A 22,602-nucleotide genomic window follows, 5' to 3' on the forward strand; every position below is an offset into this window, starting at 1 on the left:
CGGTATCGCATCGCGCGGCGACATACCATTGCCCGATAGTGGCGCGACGTTTAGGCGGTGCGCAAAAGGAGATGGATATGATCGCCGAAATGGACTTCGCGCTGGGCGAAACTGCGGACATGATTCGCGATACGACGCAGCGTTTCGCCACCGACCGGATTGCGCCGCTGGCGGCGAAGGTCGATGCCGAGGACTGGTTCCCGCAAGCCTTGTGGCCTGAAATGGGGGCGCTTGGGCTACACGGGATCACCGTCGCCGAGGAGGACGGCGGCCTGGGGCTCGGGTATCTCGAGCATGTGCTGGCGTGCGAGGAGGTTTCGCGCGCGTCGGCGTCGGTCGGTTTGAGCTATGGCGCGCATTCGAACCTGTGCGTCAACCAGATCGCGCGTTGGGCGTCGCCGGAGCAGAAAGCGAAATATCTCCCCAAGCTGATCTCGGGCAGGCATGTCGGCAGTCTGGCGATGTCGGAGGCGGGGGCAGGGTCCGACGTCGTCGGCATGAAGCTCAAGGCGGAGAAGGTGCAGGGCGGCTATGTCCTCAACGGCACCAAGTTCTGGATCACCAACGCGGCGTATGCGGATACTTTGGTCGTCTATGCCAAGACAGGCGAGGGTTCGCGCGGAATCACCACGTTCCTGATCGAGAAGGACATGCCGGGCTTCGCGATTGGTCAGAAGATTGACAAGATGGGAATGCGCGGGTCGCCGACCGCCGAGCTCGTCTTCACCGACTGCGAGGTTCCCGAAGAGAACATCATGGGGCCGGTCAATGGCGGCGTCGGCGTGCTGATGTCGGGGCTCGATTACGAGCGGACCGTGCTCGCCGGGATCCAGCTCGGGATCATGCAGGCATGCCTCGACGTGGTGGTGCCCTATGTTCGCGAGCGGCGGCAGTTCGGCAAGCCGATCGGCGCATTCCAGCTGATGCAGGGGAAGATCGCGGACATGTACGTCGCGCTCAATTCGGCGCGGGCCTACGTCTATGCGGTCGCGCGGTCGTGCGATGCGGGGAAGACGACGCGGTTCGACGCGGCGGGGGCGATCCTGCTCGCGAGCGAGAATGCGGTGCGGGTGGCGAACGAGGCGGTGCAGGCGCTTGGTGGCGCTGGTTATACCAAGGACTGGCCGGTGGAGCGGTTCTACCGTGACGCCAAGCTGCTCGACATCGGGGCGGGGACCAACGAGATCCGCCGGATGCTGATCGGGCGCGAGCTGATCGGGCATGACGCGCCGAACGCGCAGTAATACGCCATACTGCTTCCCCGGCGAAGGCCGGGGCCCAGTCGAGGGCGGGTCGTGGCAGGTGCTGCGCGCAATGCCATTGGACGCCACCATTGGGCCCCGGCCTTCGCCGGGGAGGTGCTCAAAGCAAAATCAGGGCCGCGTCTTACCAGACGTGGACCCGGTCCGCGGGCGCAAGGTACAGCTTGTCGCCCGGCTGGACCTTGTACGCCGGATACCACGCATCGAGGTTACGCACCGTCAGCACGCGGAACATCGCCGGCGCATGGACGTCGGTCGCGATGCGCGCGCGGAGCGCCTTGTCGCGCATCTTGGTGCGCCAGCTCTGGGCGAAGGCGAGGAAGAAGCGCTGGTCGCCGGTCATGCCGTCGATCACCGGCGGTTCCTTGCCGCCATAGGATGCGCGGTACGCCTCGTAAGCCGCTGTCAAACCAGCGGTATCCGCGATGTTCTCGCCGAGTTCCTGTCGGCCCTTGAGCTTCAGCCCCGGCAGTGCCTGATAGCCATCATATTGCGCAACCAGCGCCGAACCGGCCTGTTCGAACCGCTTGAGATCGGCGGGCGTCCACCAGTTGCGATACTTGCCGGTCGAATCGAAATCCGCACCGAGATTGTCGAAGCTGTGGCTGATCTCGTGCCCGATCACCGCACCGATCGCACCGTAATTGGCGGCCGCGTCGTATTTCGCGTCGAAATAGGGCGCTTGCAGGATCGCCGCGGGGAAGTTGAGCGCGTTCTGCAGCGGCAGATTGACCGCGTTGACGGTCTGCGGGGTCATCCACCATTCGGTGCGATCGGGCGCCTTGCCGAGCTTGCCCGTCTGATAGCGATAGAAGGCGAGATCGGCGCGTTCGAGATTGCCGATCGGATCCTTCGCGTCGACCGCGAACTTGGGGAACGCGCGCCAGTGATCGGGATAGCCGACGCCGACGTACAACACCGACAGCTTGCGCCGCGCCTCGGCCTTGGTCGCGGGGGCCATCCAGTCCAGCTTCTGGATGCGCTGGTCGAACGCGCCGACGATGTTCTTGACCATCATCTGGATCTCGGCCTTCGACTGCGCCGAGAAATAGCGCGCCGCATACAGCCGCCCGACCTCGTCGCCGAGCGCTGCGTTAACCGCCGCGATGCTGCGCTTGTCGCGAGACTGCTGCGCAGGCGTCCCGTTCAACTGCTTGCCGTAAAAGCCAAAACGCGCGTCATCGAACGCCTTGGGAAGAACCGAAGCAACCGCGGTGATCCGGTGCGCGGTCAGCCAGTCCTGCCAGGCGTCGAGGGGCTCGCTCGCGACGAGGGCGGAGAGCTTCACGATCGCGTCGGGCTGCCACGCGATGAAGTCCTGCTGCGCGGCAGGAATACCCGCCGCGGTCCAGTAGGTCGCCCAGTCGATCCCCGGGGCCTTGCGCGCGAAGTCGGCGCGGGTCCACGGGTTGTCGCCCTTGCTGGCGTCCTGGCTTGCCTCAATGTCGGTCTGCGCGGCGGCGATCTTCATTTCCAGCGCGAACACGCGGGCAGCGCGGGCGGCCGGATCGCTCAGGCCCGCGAGTCCGAAAATCTGCGCGAGATACGCCTTATACCCCTCGCGCAATTCCGCCATCTGCGGGCTCTGCGACAGATAGTAATCGCGGTCGGCAAGGCCGAGACCGCCCTGCATCAGATAGGGGACGTTGCGCTTCGGCTGGTTGAGATCCTGCGAGACGAACAAGCCAAACAAATTGGTCGTGCTGGCATAATTGTTGTTGTTGAACGGGTCGGTGTCCGACCGCATCTGTGCGCCCATCACCTTCGCCAACGCGGTCTTGTCGCGTAGCGCGTAATAGGGCGCGATCAGCGCCTTGAGCGGGGCTGCACCGCGCGCCTCGATCGCGGTGGTGTCGTTATAGGCGGCGTAATAATCCGCGATCAGGCGTTGGCTGCTGCCGGGTGCGGCGTTGGCCTTCGCGGCATCCTGGATGATCGTCGCATTGCGCATCTCGGCGACCTTTTGGACTTCGACGCCGACACCGGTGGACGAGCGCGCTGGCTCGATCCCGGCGGTCTTGCGCCACGTGCCATTGGCATAATCGTCGAAATTGTCCCCCGGCTTGACGCTCTGGTCGACCAGCGCCTTGTCGACGCCCGATTGGGTGCCGACCGCTTGCGCCGCCAGGCCGGTCCCGATTGCCGAGGTCGCGAGCAGCGCAATGGAAAATACGGTCAGGCGTTTCATGGACAAGTATCCTCGGCAACTATCGGTTTGGTGCCGCGATAGACCCGCGTCGCGGTTCTGCCAATCGGCTTTCCTTCGCCGCGCGGGGTCGCTAGGCAGTTTCAAATGCAACGGATACCGCAAGCAGGAAACCGCCCTTGAGCGCCCCCGTCCTAGACTCGAAGATCAGCGTCGACAGTGACACCTTCCACGCCAATGCCGCGCACAATCGCGGCCTTGTCGAGCGGCTCGAGGCCGACGTGGCGACCGCCGCGCTCGGGGGCAACGCCAAGAGCCGCGCGCGCCATACCGCGCGGGGCAAATTGCTCCCGCGCGAGCGGGTCGAGCGGTTGCTCGATCCGGGGTCGCCGTTCCTCGAGATCGGGCAGCTAGCGGCGAACGGCCTGTATGACGACGAGGTGCCGGGGGCTGGCGTGATCGCGGGGATCGGGCGCGTGTCGGGGCGGCAGTGCATGATCCTGTGCAACGACGCGACCGTAAAGGGCGGGACCTATTATCCGCTGACCGTGAAGAAGCATCTGCGTGCCCAGGAAATCGCCGAGGCGAACCATCTGCCGTGCATCTATCTCGTCGACAGCGGGGGCGCGAACCTGCCGCATCAGGCGGAGGTGTTCCCGGATCGCGATCATTTCGGGCGGATCTTCTTCAACCAGGCGAACATGTCGGCGAAGGGGATTCCGCAGATCGCCTGCGTGATGGGGAGCTGCACCGCGGGCGGCGCATATGTCCCCGCAATGTCGGACGAGACGATCATCGTGCGCGGGCAGGGGACGATCTTCCTCGCCGGACCGCCGCTGGTGAAGGCTGCGACGGGCGAGGTGATTTCGGCCGAGGAGCTGGGCGGCGCGGATACGCACGGGCGCAAGTCGGGTGTGGTCGATCATGTCGCGGAGGATGACGATCATGCTCTGACAATCGTCCGCGACATTGTTTCGATGTTGCCGCCGCAGACGCGCGGTGACGTCAATTACGCCGAACCGCGGTTGCCGAAGTTTGCTGGCGAGGAATTGTACGGGATCGTGCCCGCTGACGTGCGGGCGCCGTATGACGTGCACGAGATCATCGCGCGGCTGGTGGATGGGTCGGAATTCCACGAGTTCAAGGCGTTGTACGGGACGTCGCTGGTGTGCGGGTTCGCGCATATCTGGGGGATCCCGGTCGCTATCCTCGCCAACAACGGCGTGCTGTTTTCGGAGAGCGCGCAGAAGGGGGCGCATTTCATCGAGCTGGCGTGCCAGCGGAAGATCCCGCTGCTTTTCCTGCAGAACATCTCGGGGTTCATGGTTGGCGGGCGGTATGAGGCGGAGGGGATCGCCAAGCATGGCGCGAAGCTGGTGACCGCCGTTGCTACCGCGACCGTGCCCAAGATCACCGTGCTGATCGGGGGGAGCTTCGGCGCGGGGAATTACGGGATGTGCGGGCGGGCCTATTCGCCGCGGTTCCTGTTCAGCTGGCCCAATAGCCGGATCTCGGTGATGGGTGGGGAGCAGGCGGCGTCGGTGCTGGCGACGGTGCACCGCGATGCGGAGGGCTGGTCTGCCGACGAAGCGGAGGCGTTCAAGGCGCCGATCCGGCAGAAATACGAGGACGAGGGCAACCCCTGGTACGCGACCGCGCGACTGTGGGACGACGGGATCATTGACCCCGCGCAGACGCGCGACGTGCTCGGGCTGGCGTTTGCGGCGACGCTGAATGCGCCGATCCCGGAGCGGCCGGCGTTCGGGGTGTTCCGGATGTGATGGGGGTGGTGTCTCCAATACTTCGTCATCCTGAACTCGTTTCAGCATCCTCCGTGCGGCTGGCTCTGTCAGGACCCGTGGAGGGCTGGATGCTGAAACGAGTTCAGGATGACGGGGTGTGGGTGAGAGGGCGGTCGTTGAGAAACATGTGCTTTGCCTTTGCCCCCCGCCGTCATGCTGAACTTGTTTCAGCATCCACCGTGGGGCCGGGGGCGGACGGTGGCGGCAGGCCTAACCCTAGTGCCAAGTCGACCCAGTCGGGATTGTCGCGCTCGATCAGGTTCATTTTCCATTCGCGGTGCCAGCGTTTTAGTTGCTTCTCCCGGGCAATGGCGGTGGGCATGTCGGCGTGGAATTCGTATCGGACGAGACGCATTACGCCGTATCGTCTGGCGAAGCCCGGCCCGTCGGTGTTGCGATGCTGGTAGAGGCGAGCGAGCAAGTTGGACGTTACGCCGATGTACAGCGTGCCGATCCGGCTGCTGGCAAGAATATAGACGCATGGCTGCTTGGGCATCTCTCAAGGTCGTAGCATGAATAAGCGGCACGGTGGATGCTGAAACAAGTTCAGCATGACGGCGGGTTGGGTTTGGAAATCGGAAGGAAAAGACAATGATTGCGCCACTCCTCCTCGCGCTGCTTGCGCAAATGTCGTCGCAAGTCACCCCGGTGCAGCCGCTTCCCAAGGGCACCGGCCTCCCGCCCCCCGCGACCGAGGAAGGGCAGGTCCTCGCCCCCGTTACCGCGCTGCTCGCCGGGATCGGCGCGCGCGATGCCGTGCGGATCGGGGAGGCGATGCGTGCCGATGCGACCGCCACCTCGGCAAGCGAGAACGCCGACGGCACGCGCACCGTCAAGCACATGACCCGCGCCGAGCTGCTCGCGCGCTTCACGCCGGGCGCGGAGCGGTTCGAGGAGCGGATCAGCACCCCCGCGATCGAAGTGGACGGCGACATCGCGATGGTGTGGGCGCCCTATACTTTCAGCATCAACGGCGTGCGGCACCATTGCGGCTACGATCATTTCGATCTGGTCCGAGAAAATGGTCGCTGGCTGGTCCAGAACATTACCTGGTCGTCGCGGACGACGCCTTGCGAGAACTGACGTGATCCAATCGCTGCTCATCGCCAATCGCGGCGAGATCGCCTGCCGCATCATTCGCACCGCGCGCGCCATGGGGGTGCGGACGGTCGCGGTCTATTCCGATGCGGATGCCGAGGCGCTCCACGTCCGCGAGGCGGACGAGGCGGTCCACATCGGTCCGAGCCTGGCGCGCGAAAGCTATCTGCGCGGCGACCGGATCATCGCCGCCGCGCGGCAGAGCGGCGCCGAGGCGATCCACCCCGGCTACGGTTTTCTCTCGGAAAACGCGGACTTCGCGCAAAGCGTGATCGATGCCGGGCTGATCTGGATTGGCCCCAACCCCGACAGCATCCGCGCGATGGGGCTGAAGGACGCCGCCAAGGCCCGGATGATCGAAGCAGGTGTGCCCGTAACGCCCGGCTATTTGGGGGATGACCAGTCGCCCGAGCGGCTCGCGACGGAAGCGGCGGCGGTGGGCTATCCGGTGCTCATCAAGGCTGTCGCAGGCGGCGGCGGCAAGGGCATGCGGCGTGTCGATGCGGCCGAGGACTTTGCGGCCGCTTTGCTGTCGTGCCAGCGCGAGGCGGCATCGTCCTTCGGCAATACGCAGGTGCTGATCGAGAAATACGTCCTCTCCCCGCGCCATATCGAGGTGCAGGTGTTCGGCGACAGCCATGGCAACGTCGTGCACCTGTTCGAGCGCGATTGCTCGCTCCAGCGGCGGCATCAGAAGGTGATCGAGGAAGCGCCCGCGCCCGGCATGGACGCGGCGACGCGCGAGGCGATCTGCGCGGCGGCGGTTCGGGCGGCCAAAGCAGTCGACTATGTCGGCGCGGGTACGATCGAATTCATCGCCGACGGGACCGATGGACTGCGCGCCGACCGCATCTGGTTCATGGAAATGAACACCCGGCTTCAGGTCGAGCATCCGGTGACCGAAGAGATCACCGGGGTCGATCTGGTCGAATGGCAGCTGCGCGTCGCGAGCGGCGAACCGCTTCCGCTGCGCCAGGACGCGCTTGCTATCGACGGTTGGGCGATGGAAGCGCGACTCTATGCCGAAAACCCGGCGACGGGCTTTCTCCCCTCGACCGGCCCGCTCGAGCATCTTGCGCTGCCGGGCTTCGCGCGGATCGAGACCGGCGTCGAGGAAGGCGGGAGCGTCACGCCGTTCTACGACCCGATGATCGCGAAGCTGGTCGTCCATGCACCGAGCCGGGAGCAGGCGATTGATCGGCTGTGGGACGCGGTGACCGACGTCGAGGTCTGGCCGGTCCAGACCAACGCCGGTTTCCTCGGCCGCTTGTGCGAGGACCCCGAGTTCCGCGCGGGCACGATGGATACCGGCTTGATCGGACGCCGCGGCGACGCGCTCGCCAATCCGCTGGCGGTCGAGGCGGACGCGCTCCAGGCGGTCGCCGCCGCGCTGGTCGCAGGTGATGCCAATACGCCGTGGACGGCTGGCAGCGGGTTCCGGCTCAACGGTCCGGCCCGCCGGACCGTCCGGATCGTGGATCAGGCCGGGCAGGTCCATACGGTCGAGGACGTGGTGCCCGACACGGATGTTGCCGAGGAGGAGATCACGCTGTTCGCGCTGGGCGATGCGCGCTCCTACCGGTTGTGGCGCGGCTATGGGACCCCCACCGGAGCGGCGGCGGATGGTGCGATCCTGTCGCCAATGCCGGGCCGGATCATCGCCGTCGACGTGGCCGATGGCGACGTCGTGACCAAGGGCCAGAAGCTCGTCACGCTGGAAGCGATGAAGATGGAGCACAGCCTGACCGCGCCGTTCGACGGGACGGTCGCAGCACTGACGGCGACCGCTGGCGGCCAAGTCAACGAGGGGATGGTGCTGGTTCGGATCACGCGGGGAGAACCGGGGCCGGAAACGCCCTGACTGCGGGAACAGGCACGGCGGGGGTGGGTGCGCGCGTGTCGCCGGCATTCGGATACGCGTTGTCGAGCGTATGGGCTGCCGGAGGATTGTCCTGCCGGATCGGGCGGTTGGAGCGCGTGGCTCGCAGGGCCATTCGCGGTGAAAGAAAAAGCTGCCGGTATCGCTACCGACCGGCACAATCTTGCGACAAGTGATCGTTACCGAACCACAATCCTTGCGCCACCGCAACAGACCGGAAACCAGATGACGCGATCGACTGTGATTTTGACGCTGGCCCTCGCTGCGGCGCCCACCATGGCGCTGGCGCAGCAGGCATCTGCCCCGACCAAGCCATCGACTCCGGCGCCCGGGGCGAGCGAAGGTGCGGGTGAGGGGGGCGACGAAGGCCCGGACATCGTCGTCCAGGGCGCGAAACAGCCAGGGTCCGTCGTAGGCGACATTCCGCCCGAGCAGCAACTGAGCCCCGCGGACATCCGCTCCTACGGGGTCGGCTCGGTAACCGAATTGCTGGCCGAACTGAGCCCGCAGATTCGCAGCGATCGGGGCAGCGGCGGCGCGCCGGTGGTGCTGATCGATGGCAAACGCATCTCGGGGTTCCAGGAAATTCGGGACTTGCCGACTGAAGCGATCCAGCGCGTCGACATTCTTCCCGAGGAAGTCGCGCTGAAATACGGCTATCGCGCCGATCAGAAGGTGGTGAACTTCGTCCTCCGCCGGCGCTTCCGCGCCGCGACGGTCGAACTGGCCGACCGTCTGGCAACCGAAGGGGGCCGGAATGCGCCACAGGGGGAGCTCGACCTGCTCAAGATCGCGCGGAGCGGACGGCTTAATCTTCATCTCGAATATCAGGGTGCGAACGCCCTGACCGAGAATGAGCGTGGCATTCAGCGGACGCCGACCCCCTTCGCCATCGGCGGAAATGTCGTGGGTGTTGCAGGCGCGGCGATCGATCCCGCGCTCGGCGCGGCGACGATTGCCGGCGTGCCCGGTGCGACCCCCTCGCTGGCCGCCTTTGCCGGTACCGCGGGGCGGGCCAATACGACCGACGTGACGCCCTATCGAACGCTGCTGCCGCAAACCGAGACGTTCAACGCCAACGCGACCTATGCGCGGACGTTGGGAAAAGTGTCCGCGACGGTCAACGCCACGCTCGGCACGACGAGCAGCGACGCGTTGCTGGGGCTGCCGACGGTCGCATTGACCCTGCCAGCCGGCAACCCGTTTTCGCCATTTGCCAATACGGTCGAGGTGGATCGCGCGCTGACGGGGGATTATTTGCCGTTGGCGCAACACGGGTCGACCGTCGCCGCGCATTTTGGAACGGTACTCAACGGGGTGATCGGGACGTGGCAATGGTCGGTGACCGGGGCCTACGATCATAGCGAAGCGAAGACCTTCACCGATACCGGCCTCGACAGCAGCGCCTTCCAGGCGCGCCTGACGGCGAACGATCCCTCCGCCAATCCCTTCGGCGCGATTTCGCCCGGTCTGATCGGCCCCTTGCCGTCCAGCCGCGGGTATTCGGTGTCGAACGAGACACAGGTCGACGCGCTGCTCAACGGCAGCCTGTTCAAGCTTCCCGCCGGCGACGTCACCACCAGCGTGCACCTTGGCGGGGACATCAATGATTTCAGCAGCCGATCGTATCGCGCCGCGCTGACATCGACCGGCGCCGTGTCGCGCAAGACGGTTAGCGGCCAGGTGAACGTCGACGTCCCGCTGACCAGCCGTGGGAAGGACGTGCTGGCGGCCATCGGCAGTCTGTCGGTCAACGGCAACATTGCGGTCGATCATCTTTCCGACTTCGGAACGCTCAAGACCATCGGTTATGGCCTGAACTGGTCCCCGGTCGTACCATTGAGGATCATTGCGTCGGTGACCGATCAGGACGGCGCGCCAACGCCGCAGCAGCTCGGCAATCCGCAGATTACGACGCCCAATATCGCGGTGTTCGACTATGTCCTTGGTCAGAATGCGGTGGTGACGACGCTCTCGGGCGGCAACCCGAACCTGCGCGCCAGCAACGGCCATACCGTGAAGATCGGCGCGACCCTCAAGCCGTGGAGTTCCAAGCAGCTTTCGCTGTCGGCAAATTACGTCCAGGCGCGCGTGGAAAATCCGATCGTGGCGTTCCCGACCGCGACCGCCGCGATCGAAGCCGCCTTCCCGGATCGCTTCGTCCGCGACGCGGGTGGCGTGCTGCAGCGGCTCGATACGCGACCGATCAACTTTGCGGAGACCAGTCGATCGGAATTGCGCTGGGGCATCAATTTTTCCGCACCGCTCAAATCCAAGCTGCAAAAGCAGATCGCGGCGTGGCGCGCCGGAACCGGACCCAATCCCTTTGCGGGATTGCGATTGCCGGGCGGCCTGGCCCGGCTTGCCCAACAAAACGGGGCACCGGGCGGCGCGCCCGGTGCAGCTGGCGCCCCGGGCGGTGCCGGCCCGGCGGGTGGACCCGGCGGCGGTGGACCGGGGGGCGGTGGACCCGGCGGCGGTGGCCGCGGGTTCGGCGGCGGTGGCGGACGGGGGAATGCCGGCGGACGCTTGCAATTCGCGCTCTACCACACGTGGCACTTTACGGACCGCGTGCTGGTCCAGCAGGGCGGCCCGGCGCTCGACCTCCTCAACGGCGACGCAATCGGATCGAGCGGTGGCCAGCCACGCCACGAGCTCGAAGGGCAGGCAGGCTACAACAACAACGGGCTAGGCGTTCGATTCTCGGCGAATTGGCAAAGCGCGACGAGCGTCAACGGCGGTACGATCGGCAATCCCCAGACGTTGCGTTTTTCGGATCTCGGAACGGTCGGCGTCCGTCTGTTCGGAGATCTCGGGCAGCGGCTCGATCTGGTCAAGGCACACCCGTGGATGCGCGGCATGCGGGTGGCGGTGTCCGTCGACAACCTGTTCGACTCGCGGCAACGCGTCACCGGTCCCGACGGCACGACGCCCGTCGCGTACCAGCCGGGGTATTTGAACCCGCTGGGGCGAACCGTAAGGTTGTCGATCCGCAAGCTGTTCCTGTAACGCGCCTTTGCGACAAGGTCCCTGTGCTCTGGCGCCGGGTCAGCGCGTTATTCGGCGTCCACCATTGCCCCCATGGCACGCTTCGCCGAGAGCGAATGGCGCGCCGCGGCGAGCGTGCTGCATAGCCTGCGCGCGGTCTCCTCGACCGATTGCAGCATTTCGCGCGCATATTGCGGGTTGAGGTCATCGACGACAGCCTCGAAATGGGTATGGCCGCCATCCTGCATCCCGAAAATCGACAACAGGTAGCGATCGAACGCCTGGTGCAGCGACATCCATTGGCCCTGTTCCTCCAGCCATGCCCGCGTCGTCGCCGAGGTTGAGAACGTGGCGAACGTCCGGCCATCGAGCACCGCGTCCGGGATGTTCTTGACGATCGATTCCGGGGTCAATGCAGCACCAAGCACGCGGTCGACATACCCCTTGATGATCGCAGGCGGCATTCCGAACCACAAAGGATAGACGAAGACGACGACGTCCGCCTGCCGCAACAGGCCGAGCTCACGCGAGACATCGTTGGACAGGTGATTGCCGAGCATCCCCGGCCGATGGTCGGCGCGCAACCGCGGATCGAAATCGAGCGCATACAGATCGCGCAAGTCGGCCTCCTGCCCACAGGCGCGGACGGTCGAGCAATAGCGGTCGGCGATCGCATGGTTGAAACTGTCCGCGGCGGGATGGCCCAGCACGACGACATGGCGGAGCGCCTGCGCGGTAGCGGTAAAGTGGGCCATGGTGATACTCCTGCCGGAAATGCGCCCCACGCCGGCCGAACGGGGAGGATCGGCCGGCGTGGAATCGACGTTGCCGCATTCTGCGCCGCTGACTGGCGGCTCGGTATCCGTAGACTTACGCAGTCACGATTGGCGCGCGCGCAGCGTGATGCCGATCACACGCGGCTCGCTGGGCGTTCCCAGGATGAGGCCGGAATTGCCCGCCTGGATCGTCAGGTTCTGGATATAGTTGGCGTCGAAGAGGTTGCGCACGAACACCGCGACTTCCAACCCGCTCGCCGCCCGGAACCCGAGGCTGGCGTTGGTCTGGTTGAAGCCGTCGATCAGCGTGTATCTGGATAGCGTCGGATCACTGTAATAGCTGGTGCGGAAGTTCGAATCACCGTGCAGGATGACGGCGCCTGACCTGAACGGCACCGCATAATTCAATCCGATCGTTTCCGACCATTTGGACAGGCCCGCAAGCGGCCGTCCGGTAAGGTTGCAGGCGGTCGTCGCATTGGTCTGCACTTCCAGCGGACATGGCCCGGCCGGATAGTCCTTGTAGCGGCCATCCGCATAAGCGACGTTGCCGCGCAGTTGCAGATTACGGGTGATCTGCGCCGTGACGTCGGCCTCCGCCCCCTTGACGGTGACTTTCGGGATGTTCGACAAATAACCTCGCAGGGCGACCGTCTGAGAACTGTCGACCAGCGTTGCCTGAAAATCGCGCACATCCGTCAGGTATCCCGCGAGGTTCACCGTAAGTCGCCGATCGAACAGTTGCGACTTCACCCCGATCTCATAGGTTTGATTGCGTTCCGGGCGGATTACCGCAGTGGTCAGGACGGCCTGGTTCTGCGTGTTCAGCGGCAAGCCCGAAAGGTTGATACCGCCCGACTTGAACCCACGGGCATAGCTGCCGTACGCCAGGACCCGGTCCGTCATTTGCCATGCCAGGTTGGCACGTCCCGACAGATTGCTTTCCGTGTCGTGCGCGTCGTAGCTTTGCGGGCGCAGCACGCCGAGCTTCGCATTCAATAGCGCGGGGTTGTTCGTTTGCAGTCCGCCGAAGACGAAGGTGGCATAATTGCCGTCCTTGACCTCATAGGTGTAACGCAGGCCACCGGTGGCCGTGACTCGTGGCAGGATCTTGTAGTTGAGTTCGGCGAAGGCGGCGTAGCTGTCCTCCTTCAGGCGGGTACTGCCGTCGGTACCATATCCGTCGAGGAGATTGGCGGGTACGGCGACGGCATTGGCGCCGGTGCCAGTCGTTGGGCCGATCAGCCAGTAGGCTGCCTGCGATCCGTAGACGCTGTTCGGCCGACCGACAACTTTCTGGTCGAAATAGTAGAGGCCGGCCACGTAGCCGAGCCGATGTTCGCCGTTGGACGCAAGACGCAGTTCCTGGCTGAACTGATCCTGCCGCGACGGAATATGCTGGATTTGCTGGATCGGAAGGCCGGTATAGTCGCGGTCGTTGGCGGCATCCCAGTTCCAGAAGCGCCACGCACTGACCGAGGTGAGCGTGCCAAACCCGAGGTTCCAGTCAGCGATCGCCGACACGCCGCCTTCGCTGGTGTTGACCCCGAGGGGGGCATCGATGTCGGTGACGCGGTCATAGGGATTGGTGCTCGGGGGGGCATAGTTGAGCCCGGCCGCCAGTGCCGCATATTGCCGCGCGGCCGGGCGCAGGCTCTGTCCGACGCGCAGATACACCTGGGTGCAGCATTCGCTCTCGAAATTGGTGAAGTCCGCGGTCACGTGCAGCGAAACGTCCGTGGTCGGGCGGAACAGCAACTGGCCGCGGATCGCCTGAGTGCCGATGCCGTTCTGCTTCGCGCCGCTGACGGCATTGCGAATGAAGCCATCCCGACGGGTGGTCACGCCGGAAAGGCGGAAGGCGAGAGTGTCCCCGACCAGCGGACCCGATGCCGACACCTTCGCCTGAACGAAATTATAGCTGCCGACCGACACCTCTTCGCTGGCTTCGGGAGTGAAGGTCGGCAAGCGGGTCACGACGTTGATCGCGCCCGCGGTGGTGTTTTTCCCGAACAGCGTACCTTGGGGGCCGCGCAGAACTTCGATCCGCTCGATATCCGAAAAATCGAAGGCGGCGGTGGCCGGGCGGGCGTGATATACCTGGTCGACGTAGAAGCCGACCCCGGGTTCGAGGCCGTCGTTTGCCTGGCTGACGGCGACGACGCTGCTGCCCAGGCCGCGGATCGTGAACGCGGTGTTGCGCGGATTTGCCGAGCTGTAAGCCAGGCTGGGTACCAGCAAGCTGAGCTGCTGCGTATTGACAGTATAGGATCGGTCGATCAGCCCGCCGTCGACGACGGATACAGCGAGCGGGACCTGTTCCAGGTTTTCGGCACGCCGCCGTGCCGTTACGACGATATTTCCGCCGGATGCCGCCGTTTGCGCGTCAGGGAGGGTTGTGGCGGAGGAGAGCGGCGCCGCGGTATCGCATGCGTGCGCCACACCCGCATAGCCGATCGCCCAAACCGCCGCCGATGCCAGCGCGGCCCAATTCCCAGTTCGCATGTCGTCCCCATTGATCTGTCTCTGCTCGACGACACGCTATATATCGTGAGATATAGTCCTGCCTAGCCGACGCGTGCCGGAAAGCCGAGTAAGCAGAAAAAAGGCCCCGGTTTCCCGGGGCCTTGAGGATCAATTTGTAAACCGCCGAGGATCGGGGAGGGGGCGGCGGTTCCTTGGGTCGCTGAGGGTTGGTCAGTCGAGCCCGACTTCGCGCGAAGCCAGGGGCTGCTTCGGCGAAAGCGTGGCCATTTCGGCGCGAGCGATCTGGCGGCAATTGTGCGGCTGGAAGATCAGGCCCTTGCCGGTCTGCATGTGAGGTTGGCGAAGTTGGCACCGGGCGAAAGCATTCTGTTCGGTAGCCGAGAGGCTTGTCACGCGATCCTTACCACCGCTTGCAACAGCCGGGGCAAAGGCCAGGATCAGCGCGGGAACGGCCGCAATCGTGAACGCGGTGCGAAACATGGGGATCATCTCCGGTGGAATTCTATTCCGCGGAGATAGGAGGATGGTTTTTCCATCCCTTCGCTGATCTGTGAGGAAACGTTGCCCGGCGCCGGCGGTATCGCCTTGCCCCGGAGGTGCGTTGACCGAACAGGTAGGTATCCGTACCGGAACCCTCCAACCCCGAACGGTTAGATGTGCTGCTTATGACGACACCGCCCACGATCGTACTCGTCGAGGACGACCCCGCGCTGCGCACGCTGACCACTCGTGCGTTGCAGGAACATGGCTACCTCGTTCGGCCTGCCGCATCGGCGCCGGAGATGTGGCTTGCGATGGAGGCGGGGCCGGTCGATCTCGTCCTGCTCGACATCATGTTGCCGGGAACCGACGGGATCGAATTGTGCCGCAAGCTGCGCCAGCAGAGCAACGTGCCGATCATTTTCGTCAGCGCGCGCGGCAGTGAGACCGACCGCGTCGTAGGCCTTGAGCTCGGTGCGGATGACTATCTGGCCAAGCCGTTCGGCACGCGCGAACTGACAGCGCGCATTCGCGCCGTGCTCCGGCGGGTCGATGCGCCGCGGGACGCGCGTGATCGCGAGCAGGGGTTGCTTCGCTTCGATGGTTGGACCGTCAACCTACCGCGCCGCGAGTTGCGCTCGCCCAGCGGGGCCGTGGTCGACCTGACCGGCGCCGAATTCGATCTCTTGACCAGCTTGCTCGACCACGCAGGCCGGGTGATCGCGCGGGAGCGGCTGATCGAACTGTCACGGACCCGTATGGGCGACAGCACCGATCGCAGCGTCGACGTTCTGGTCAGCCGGCTGCGGCGCAAGCTCTCGGTCGGTGATCAGCCCCCGCCGATCGTAACGGTGCGCGGCGTCGGATACATGTTCAACGCGACCGTCGAGCGTTCCTGATGCCCACCGTGCGGCCTTCGTTCGGCTTGATCGGACGGGTCGTGGCCATCCTGCTGTTCGCGACGCTCGTCGAGTTCGGGATGAGCACGGTGTTGTACGAACGCGCCAGCCAGTTTTCGGTCCGCGACGATGAAGGCCGACGGCTGGCCGAGCATCTGGTGATTGCCCGGCGCCTCATGGCGGAGCATCCGGTTGCGGAACGATCGGCGATGGCGCGATCTGTATCGACGGCACATTACGCGATGGCATGGCGGACCGAGACTCCGCCACCCAGCGATCCGGCGCTTTCCGAAATGCGCGCGAAAGTGCTGGCGTGGGAGCCCGTACTGCAATCCGCCCCGTTGCGGATGCGGCTCGAACCCGCGCTGGCTGGCTCCTTCGTAGCGGGCGCGGCGGCCTTGCCGGATGGTAGCTGGCTGTATTTCCGGACCGCCGAAGCGATCGACAGCCTCGACCAGTCGCGAAATCGCATCCTCATCGCCCTTGGCATTGCGGGCGTGGTGATGGCACTGGGCGGCGGACTGATCGGACGGACGCTTCGTCCGATGCGGCTGCTGGCGAGTGCAGCGGACCGCTTCGGTACTGCGCAGGCGGCGCCACTCGCGGAGGAAGGGCCGGCCGAAGTACGCCGCGTGATCGTAGCCTTCAATCGCATGCAGGCCCGGATTCAGCAGCTTATCGCCGACCGCACCCAGGCACTGGCAGCGGTCGGCCACGATATCCGGACGCCGCTCGCGCGGTTGCGGTTGCGGGCCGAGAGCGTGCGGGCGGATGCCGTGCGCGACGAGATCCTCGACGATGTCGCGGAGATGGACGCGATGGTGGGGTCGTTGCTGGCCTTTCTCGGCGGCGAGGACGATCCGGAGAAGCCCGTACTCGCCGATCTGGCCGTGCTGTGTGCAACGCTGGCCGACGATGCCGCGGATCACGGGCGTGCGGTGACCTATATCGGGCCGGATCATCTCGATCATGTCTTTCGACAGCTCGGTCTGAAGCGGGCTCTTTGCAATCTGGTGGAGAATGGCCTTCATCACGGCGATCACGTTACGATTTCGCTGGCCACGGACAGCGGGACGGTGACGGCCTGCGTGGAGGACGACGGCCCCGGTATCCCGGATTCGCAGTTGCAGAGCGTGCTCGAGCCGTTCGTGCGGCTCGATACGGCCCGGCGGCGAGACACGCAGGGACTTGGCCTGGGGCTGGCGATCGTATTGCGCGCGGTCGAGCTCGAGAAGGGGGGCCTGCTGCTGAGCAACCGGCCGCAGGGAGGATTACGCGCGGAGATCCGGTTGCCGCGCGCCCTATAACGCGATCCCGGGCAGCATCGCGGTAAGGGTGCCGAGCCCGCCAGGCCAGTTGCGCAGCGCCGTCACTGATCGTGATTCCGGCGGAAACGCTTTTTTACAAACCTGCCGCGTTGCAGCAAAGGGCGCTGGCTATCTCATCCTGTGAAATCCGCGCAGTCCCCAAGCGCGGTAAAGAGCAGGAGCAAAGTCCATGAACGAGCTCATCGGTCGCATCTTCGATTTCCAGAAGAACGTCTTTCCCCACCAGAGCAAATTGTACGCCAACCTCGCCGCGAACGGCCAGCGCCCCAAGGCGTTGATCGTGTCGTGCGCGGACTCACGGGTCGTGCCGGAAGAAATACTCCAGGCCGCCCCCGGCGATCTTTTCGTGTGCCGGAACGCCGGCAACATCGTGCCCCCGTTCAGCACTGCCAATGGCGGTGTGACGTCGACGGTCGAATTCGCCGTGATGGCCTTGGGCGTCCGCGACATCATCGTCTGCGGCCACTCGGACTGCGGCGCGATGAAGGCCCTGATGAACCCGGCATCGCTGAGTACCATGCCCAATGTGGCAGCGTGGCTGCGGCACAGTCACGCTGCACACAGCGTGGTGAGCGATGGCTATCCGGAACTCGCGGGTACCGAGCAGGTCCGTGCGGCCGCCCTCGAGAACGTCGTCGTGCAGCTGGCGCACCTGCGGACGCATCCGTCGGTCGCGTCCGGCATTGCCCGCGGTGAATTGGCGCTACACGGCTGGTTCTTCGACATTCACAATGGCGTGGTGCTGGCGCTGGACGGCATTACCGGCCGCTTCGAGGAAATTCGCGACGATCGCCCAATGCCGGTCGCGCTCGCGGCGCAACAGCGGCTTGCGGCCGGCGAGCCTCTCCTGGAGGCGGCGGAATGACCGCACTCGGTGTGAAGCTTCCGACATTGGCCATTGCTTCGCGGGACTTGACGGCGTCGATCGTCGTGTTTCTCGTCGCGATGCCGCTGTGCATGGGCATCGCGGTCGCTTCGGGCGTTCCCCCCGAGAAGGGGCTGATCACCGGCATCATCGGCGGCATCATCGTCGGTGGATTCTCCGGCTCCCCGCTGCAGGTCTCCGGGCCGGCGGCGGGGCTTGCCGTGGTGGTATTCGAACTGGTTCGGGACAAGGGCCTGTCCGCGCTCGGGCCGATCCTCATTCTCGCCGGCCTGATCCAGCTGGTCGCCGGCATCCTGAAAGTGGGCGGATGGTTTCGCGCCATCTCGCCCGCGGTCGTACACGGGATGCTCGCTGGGATCGGTGTCCTGATCGTCGTCGGACAGTTTCACGTCCTCTTCGACGCGAAGCCGCTGCCGAGCGGATTGCAGAACCTCGTCGCCATTCCGGAACGGCTGCTTGGCCTGTCGCCGGTCAACCTGTCGAACGTCGAGCATGCGTTCATGATCGGCGTTCTCACGATCCTCGCGATGCTTGGGTGGGAACGTTTCCGTCCGGCCGCGCTCAAGCAGGTTCCCGCTGCGCTCGTCGGGGTGCTGATCGGCACACTGACCGCCTATACCCTGGGTCTGCAGATCAACCGGGTCGATGTGCCGCAGTCGATCGTCGCCGCGATTACGCTTCCCGGACCGACGTTCCTTGCCAAGTGGATGGATCCGTCGATCATCGTCGCAGCGCTCGCCATCGCCTTCATCGCCAGCGCCGAGACCCTCCTGTCGGCGGCCGCCGTCGACCGGATGCACAACGGTGTTCGGACAAACTACAACAAGGAGCTTCGCGCGCAGGGGATCGGCAACCTGTTGTGCGGCGTGGCGGGTGCGTTGCCGATGACCGGTGTGATCGTGCGCAGTTCTGCCAATGTGCAAGCGGGCGCGACGACCCGGTTGTCGACCATGTTGCACGGGGTCTGGATCCTTGGTTTCGTCGCGCTCCTTCCATGGCTGCTGCGGGAGGTCCCAATGGCGGCGCTGGGTGCCGTGCTCGTCATCACCGGCATGCGTCTGGTCAGCCTCGCGCACGTCAAACATCTGTTTCACAGCTATGGGGTCTTGCCGGCGCTGATCTGGGCGGTGACCCTGGTCGTTGTCGTGACGGAAGATCTGCTGACCGGCGTATTGGTCGGGATCGCGTTGTCTTTGCTCGAACTCGTGCCGCATGCACGACGCCTCCGGCTCAACGTCGTGCGGCCGGGCGCGGCCGCCAATGGCGACATGGCCCTGTCGGGTAGCGCGACGTTCGTCACCCTTCCCAAACTGTCCGATACGCTCGACTCGCTCCCGCTGCGGGGCCCGGACCATGGGTTCGTGCGGATGGACGTCTCGGGACTGACCAAGGTCGACCACACCTGCGCCGAGTTGATGAAGGAGTTCATGACGCGGCGTCGGGCAGGGGGGAACCCGGTCGAGCTGACGGGCGCTTCGCCCAGCCTGGCAGCGATGATCGCCTGACCCGATCCCCGGCGCGGCAATGCTTTGTTACAAGCCAGCAAGGCTGCCGTGCCGGATGGATGGTAGTGGATCCGGGTTCGAGCGGACCGTTCCCCATTGTCCACCATGACGATGAGAGGGTCGGCAGCTTGGCCCCAGGCGGGAACCTTTCCTTGGATCAGAAGGGTATCCCATGTTTCGTCATTGTATCGCTGTCTCCCTGTGTCTGCTGGCCGTACCGGCTGTTGCGCAGGATACCGCCCCGCCACCGCCGGTCACGGTTACCGGCACTGTGGCGCTTGTGTCGGATTACCGCTTTCGTGGCGTCTCTCAGTCCGACGAGGCGTTTGCGCTGCAGGGCGGCGCCACGCTGACGCATGAAAGCGGGTTTTACGGTGGCTTCTGGGGCTCGAACCTGGCGGGCTGGGGTACGTTCGGCGGTGCCAATCTCGAACTCGATCTGATCGGTGGCTACAAACGCGCGATCGGAAGCGGCACGATCGATGTCGGCGTGACCTGGTACATGTACCCCGGCGGCGCGGACACTACCGACTTCGCCGAGCCCTATGCCAAAATCAGTGGCACGCTTGGCCCGGCGACGTTGCTGGGCGGGGTGGCCTACGCGCCCAAGCAGCGGGCACTCGGCAACTTTTCGAATACGCCGCAAAGTCGGGGGCAAAGCGAGGACAACCTCTATCTGTGGGGGGACGCAAGCGTCGGCGTTCCGACGACCAAGCTCACGGCCAAGGCGCACATCGGCTATTCGGACGGCAATCCCGGGCTAGGGCCTAACGGGACCAGCGTCGCGCCGACGGGAAAGTATTGGGACTGGCTGCTCGGGCTCGACTATGTGATCGGACCGGTGACGCTCGGGGCAGCGTATGTCGACACCGATATCAGTCGGTCGGAGGCGGCCTATCTCCAGCCCAATTTCTCGCGCACCAAGAACGGCGAGTCCATCGCCAACGGCAAGGTGCTATTCTCCGTAACCGCCGCATTCTGACAGAAGCGCCAAAGGACACCGCACGGTGTCCACGGTAATGTTCCCATCCACGGGAACGGTGGCCAGCCGCCAAGCGCTATGGGCGCTGGACGGGTGGTCAAGAAGCGCGGGGGGTGCCGGTGTGTCCCCTGCGCTTCCGCCGCGGCCCCGGCAGTATATCGAGAGAATGACGCATGAGTGACCGGATCCTGATCTTCTACGGCTCTTATCGATCGGATCGGCAGGGGATCCGCCTGGCGGACTATCTCGTCCAATCGTTCGCGGAGCGTGGTGCGGACGTCGAACTGATCGACGCCAAGGCGATCGATCTTCCGATGCTGGACCGGATGTACAAGGAGTATGAGGCCGGGACGGCGCCAGCTGCGCTTGAGGCGCTCGCAGGGAAGATCCGCGCCGCCGACGCATTCGTGTTCGTGGCAGGCGAATATAATTGGGGGGTGCAGCCCGGGCTCAAAAACCTGACGGATCATTTCCTGGAGGAATGGTATTGGCGCCCGGCGGCGGTGGCGAGCTATTCGGCGGGGCGTCTGGCCGGCGTGCGCGGGGCGATGGCCTGGCACGGGATTCTCTCGGAAATGGGCATGATCGTCACATCGACGCCCCTTGCGGTCGGAGGCATCGGCAAGGCGTTCGACGACGACGGCCAGCCATCGGGCGAGGGCGGGGCCGCGGCGGCGAAGGCATTTCCTCGCTTTGCCGACGATCTCGCGTGGTGGACCGAAGCGGCCCGCACGCAGCGGGCGCGCCGTAGCGCGCCGTATTGACGGTCAGGCGGACCACGCCGCCAGATCGTCCTGTTCGCCGATCAGCGCCAGCCCATGCGCGATCGATGTAAGCTCGCCGCCTGTGGCGATGCGATCGTCGCCGAACCGCTCCGTGAACATGCGACGGACCCGTGGCGTCAACGACGAACCGCCGGTCAGGAACACCCGGTCGATCTGCCTCGAGCCGATCGCCGCGACAGTCAGCACGCGGTCGACGGCTTCCTCGATCCGCGCGATGTCGGGCGCGATCCAGCTTTCGAACTGCGCGCGCGTGACGTCCGCCTCGATCGACAGGCCGCCACCGGTGAAACGAAAGCTGGCATGCTCCGCCGCCGACAGGTCCCGTTTGACCTGTCCGACGGCCTCGTGCAGCTGAAACCCGAGTTCCTCCTCGATCACGGCGATCATCCGCCCGATCGCCGCCGGATCGAGGGCGGATTTGCGAAGCTTCTCGAGCTCGGCGATCGTGCGCCGATTGCGCATCAGCGCCAGCCTCGACCAGTCGGCGAAATCGGCAAAATAGCCGCGCGGGATCTCGAGGACCTTGTCGAAGGATCGATAGGGCGTGCCCTTTCCGAGCAGCGGCATGACCAGCTGGTCGACGATCCGCGCGTCGAACCGGTCGCCCGCGATCCCGACACCGGCGTGACCCAGCGGCACGCAGCGCCGCGCCGCGCCGGGCGCCTCGATGCGCACCGCCGAAAAATCGCTCGTGCCTCCACCGAAATCCGCGACAAGGATCGTTGCCGGCTCGCTGATCCGAGAGGCGTAGCTGAACGCGGCGCCCAGTGGCTCGTAAACGTAATGGACGTCTGTCCCGAGTTTGGCGAACATCAGGTCGTAGCGCTGCCGTGCGAGAGCGGCGTCGGGGCGGTATCCGGCATATTCTACAGGGCGTCCCACGACGACGCGCGACGCGCGCTCTAGCAGGCCGCCGGATCGTGCGGCCATCTTGGCAAGGAACGTCTGCCCGAGATCCTCGAAGCGATACCGTCGCTCGAAGATGGTCGCATGTTCGAAACTCGGGTTCGCGGCAACGGACTTGAACGATTGGAGGAAGCGGCTGCCTTGCGGGTATTCGAGATATTCCGCGATCGCCCACGGCCCTGCTTCGGCGGCGATGCCGCCGGCGACCGAGTCCTCTTCCCAGAAGCACAGCGCCGACCGGAACGCCGCGTCGGGGCCATGTGGCGACTGGAGCGGCAGCAGTTCGGAAATGCCCTCGCGCGCCATCGCGGCAACAGAGTTGGTGGTTCCGAAATCAAGGCCGAGCGTGAAGGGGGCGGATGCGGAATGCGGATCAGACATGGGAGATGCCGC

General features: G+C 65.1%; 17 protein-coding genes. 11 read left to right on the forward strand and 6 right to left on the reverse strand.

Annotated features, from left to right (window positions below; translation table 11 throughout):
* Positions 1–77 precede the first annotated feature (77 nt).
* A complete protein-coding gene (locus L8K25_RS10740; protein WP_242138908.1) occupies positions 78–1,244 on the forward strand; it encodes an isovaleryl-CoA dehydrogenase in 1,167 nt (388 codons plus the stop codon).
* 142 nt (positions 1,245–1,386) lie between these two features.
* Here L8K25_RS10740 and L8K25_RS10745 read toward each other — a convergent pair whose 3' ends face one another.
* Positions 1,387–3,450, reverse strand: a complete 2,064-nt coding sequence (locus L8K25_RS10745) for a M13 family metallopeptidase (RefSeq protein ID WP_242138909.1) — start codon at positions 3,448–3,450, stop codon at positions 1,387–1,389.
* Positions 3,451–3,587: 137 nt separating this feature from the next.
* Here L8K25_RS10745 and L8K25_RS10750 point away from each other — a divergent pair, with 137 nt between their 5' ends.
* Entirely contained in the window at positions 3,588–5,189 is a 1,602-nt protein-coding gene (locus tag L8K25_RS10750) for a carboxyl transferase domain-containing protein (RefSeq protein ID WP_242138910.1), read from the forward strand.
* A 172-nt stretch (positions 5,190–5,361) separates the two neighbouring features.
* Here L8K25_RS10750 and L8K25_RS10755 read toward each other — a convergent pair whose 3' ends face one another.
* The gene (locus L8K25_RS10755) at positions 5,362–5,706 is read right to left on the reverse strand and encodes a GIY-YIG nuclease family protein (protein WP_242138911.1); all 345 of its coding nucleotides are present in this window, start codon (positions 5,704–5,706) and stop codon (positions 5,362–5,364) included.
* Between the two features lie 95 nt (positions 5,707–5,801).
* Here L8K25_RS10755 and L8K25_RS10760 point away from each other — a divergent pair, with 95 nt between their 5' ends.
* The 3 genes from L8K25_RS10760 to L8K25_RS10770 all read left to right on the forward strand — a co-directional run bounded on the left by L8K25_RS10760 (position 5,802) and on the right by L8K25_RS10770 (position 11,196).
* The gene (locus tag L8K25_RS10760) at positions 5,802–6,293 is read left to right on the forward strand and encodes a nuclear transport factor 2 family protein (protein ID WP_242138912.1); all 492 of its coding nucleotides are present in this window, start codon (positions 5,802–5,804) and stop codon (positions 6,291–6,293) included.
* 1 nt (position 6,294) lies between these two features.
* Positions 6,295–8,169, forward strand: coding sequence for an acetyl/propionyl/methylcrotonyl-CoA carboxylase subunit alpha (locus L8K25_RS10765; protein ID WP_242138913.1), 1,875 nt, complete (start codon positions 6,295–6,297; stop codon positions 8,167–8,169).
* Between the two features lie 243 nt (positions 8,170–8,412).
* The gene (locus tag L8K25_RS10770) at positions 8,413–11,196 is read left to right on the forward strand and encodes a TonB-dependent receptor (RefSeq protein WP_242138914.1); all 2,784 of its coding nucleotides are present in this window, start codon (positions 8,413–8,415) and stop codon (positions 11,194–11,196) included.
* 47 nt (positions 11,197–11,243) lie between these two features.
* Here the strand turns inward: L8K25_RS10770 and L8K25_RS10775 are convergent, their stop codons facing one another.
* From L8K25_RS10775 to L8K25_RS10785, 3 genes are all read right to left on the reverse strand, one after another.
* On the reverse strand, positions 11,244–11,930 hold the full coding sequence (locus L8K25_RS10775; RefSeq protein ID WP_242138915.1) for an NAD(P)H-dependent oxidoreductase: 687 nt from the start codon (positions 11,928–11,930) through the stop codon (positions 11,244–11,246).
* 123 nt (positions 11,931–12,053) lie between these two features.
* On the reverse strand, positions 12,054–14,456 hold the full coding sequence (locus L8K25_RS10780) for a TonB-dependent receptor (RefSeq protein WP_242138916.1): 2,403 nt from the start codon (positions 14,454–14,456) through the stop codon (positions 12,054–12,056).
* A gap of 192 nt (positions 14,457–14,648) precedes the next feature.
* A complete protein-coding gene (locus tag L8K25_RS10785; RefSeq protein ID WP_242138917.1) occupies positions 14,649–14,918 on the reverse strand; it encodes a hypothetical protein in 270 nt (89 codons plus the stop codon).
* Positions 14,919–15,103: 185 nt separating this feature from the next.
* Between L8K25_RS10785 and L8K25_RS10790 the strand changes: the two genes are divergently transcribed.
* The 6 genes from L8K25_RS10790 (at position 15,104) to L8K25_RS10815 (ending at position 21,282) form a co-directional block, all read left to right on the forward strand.
* Positions 15,104–15,817, forward strand: a complete 714-nt coding sequence (locus L8K25_RS10790; RefSeq protein ID WP_242138918.1) for a response regulator transcription factor — start codon at positions 15,104–15,106, stop codon at positions 15,815–15,817.
* A complete protein-coding gene (locus tag L8K25_RS10795; protein WP_242139263.1) occupies positions 15,814–17,124 on the forward strand; it encodes an ATP-binding protein in 1,311 nt (436 codons plus the stop codon). The genes L8K25_RS10790 and L8K25_RS10795 overlap by 4 nt, the downstream gene beginning before the upstream one ends.
* A gap of 190 nt (positions 17,125–17,314) precedes the next feature.
* On the forward strand, positions 17,315–18,010 hold the full coding sequence (locus tag L8K25_RS10800; protein ID WP_242138919.1) for a carbonic anhydrase: 696 nt from the start codon (positions 17,315–17,317) through the stop codon (positions 18,008–18,010).
* A complete protein-coding gene (locus L8K25_RS10805; protein ID WP_242138920.1) occupies positions 18,007–19,536 on the forward strand; it encodes a SulP family inorganic anion transporter in 1,530 nt (509 codons plus the stop codon). The genes L8K25_RS10800 and L8K25_RS10805 overlap by 4 nt, the downstream gene beginning before the upstream one ends.
* Before the next feature lie 172 nt (positions 19,537–19,708).
* On the forward strand, positions 19,709–20,518 hold the full coding sequence (locus L8K25_RS10810; RefSeq protein ID WP_242138921.1) for a TorF family putative porin: 810 nt from the start codon (positions 19,709–19,711) through the stop codon (positions 20,516–20,518).
* A gap of 173 nt (positions 20,519–20,691) precedes the next feature.
* Complete coding sequence (locus tag L8K25_RS10815; RefSeq protein WP_242138922.1) at positions 20,692–21,282, forward strand: NAD(P)H-dependent oxidoreductase; 591 nt, start codon at positions 20,692–20,694, stop codon at positions 21,280–21,282.
* Between the two features lie 3 nt (positions 21,283–21,285).
* Here L8K25_RS10815 and L8K25_RS10820 read toward each other — a convergent pair whose 3' ends face one another.
* Positions 21,286–22,590: an Hsp70 family protein gene (locus L8K25_RS10820; protein WP_242138923.1), complete on the reverse strand. Its 1,305-nt coding sequence runs from the start codon at positions 22,588–22,590 to the stop codon at positions 21,286–21,288.
* Positions 22,591–22,602: the final 12 nt, after the last annotated feature.

Source organism: Sphingomonas sp. TREG-RG-20F-R18-01 (assembly GCF_022662475.1).
Taxonomy (GTDB): domain Bacteria; phylum Pseudomonadota; class Alphaproteobacteria; order Sphingomonadales; family Sphingomonadaceae; genus Sphingomonas.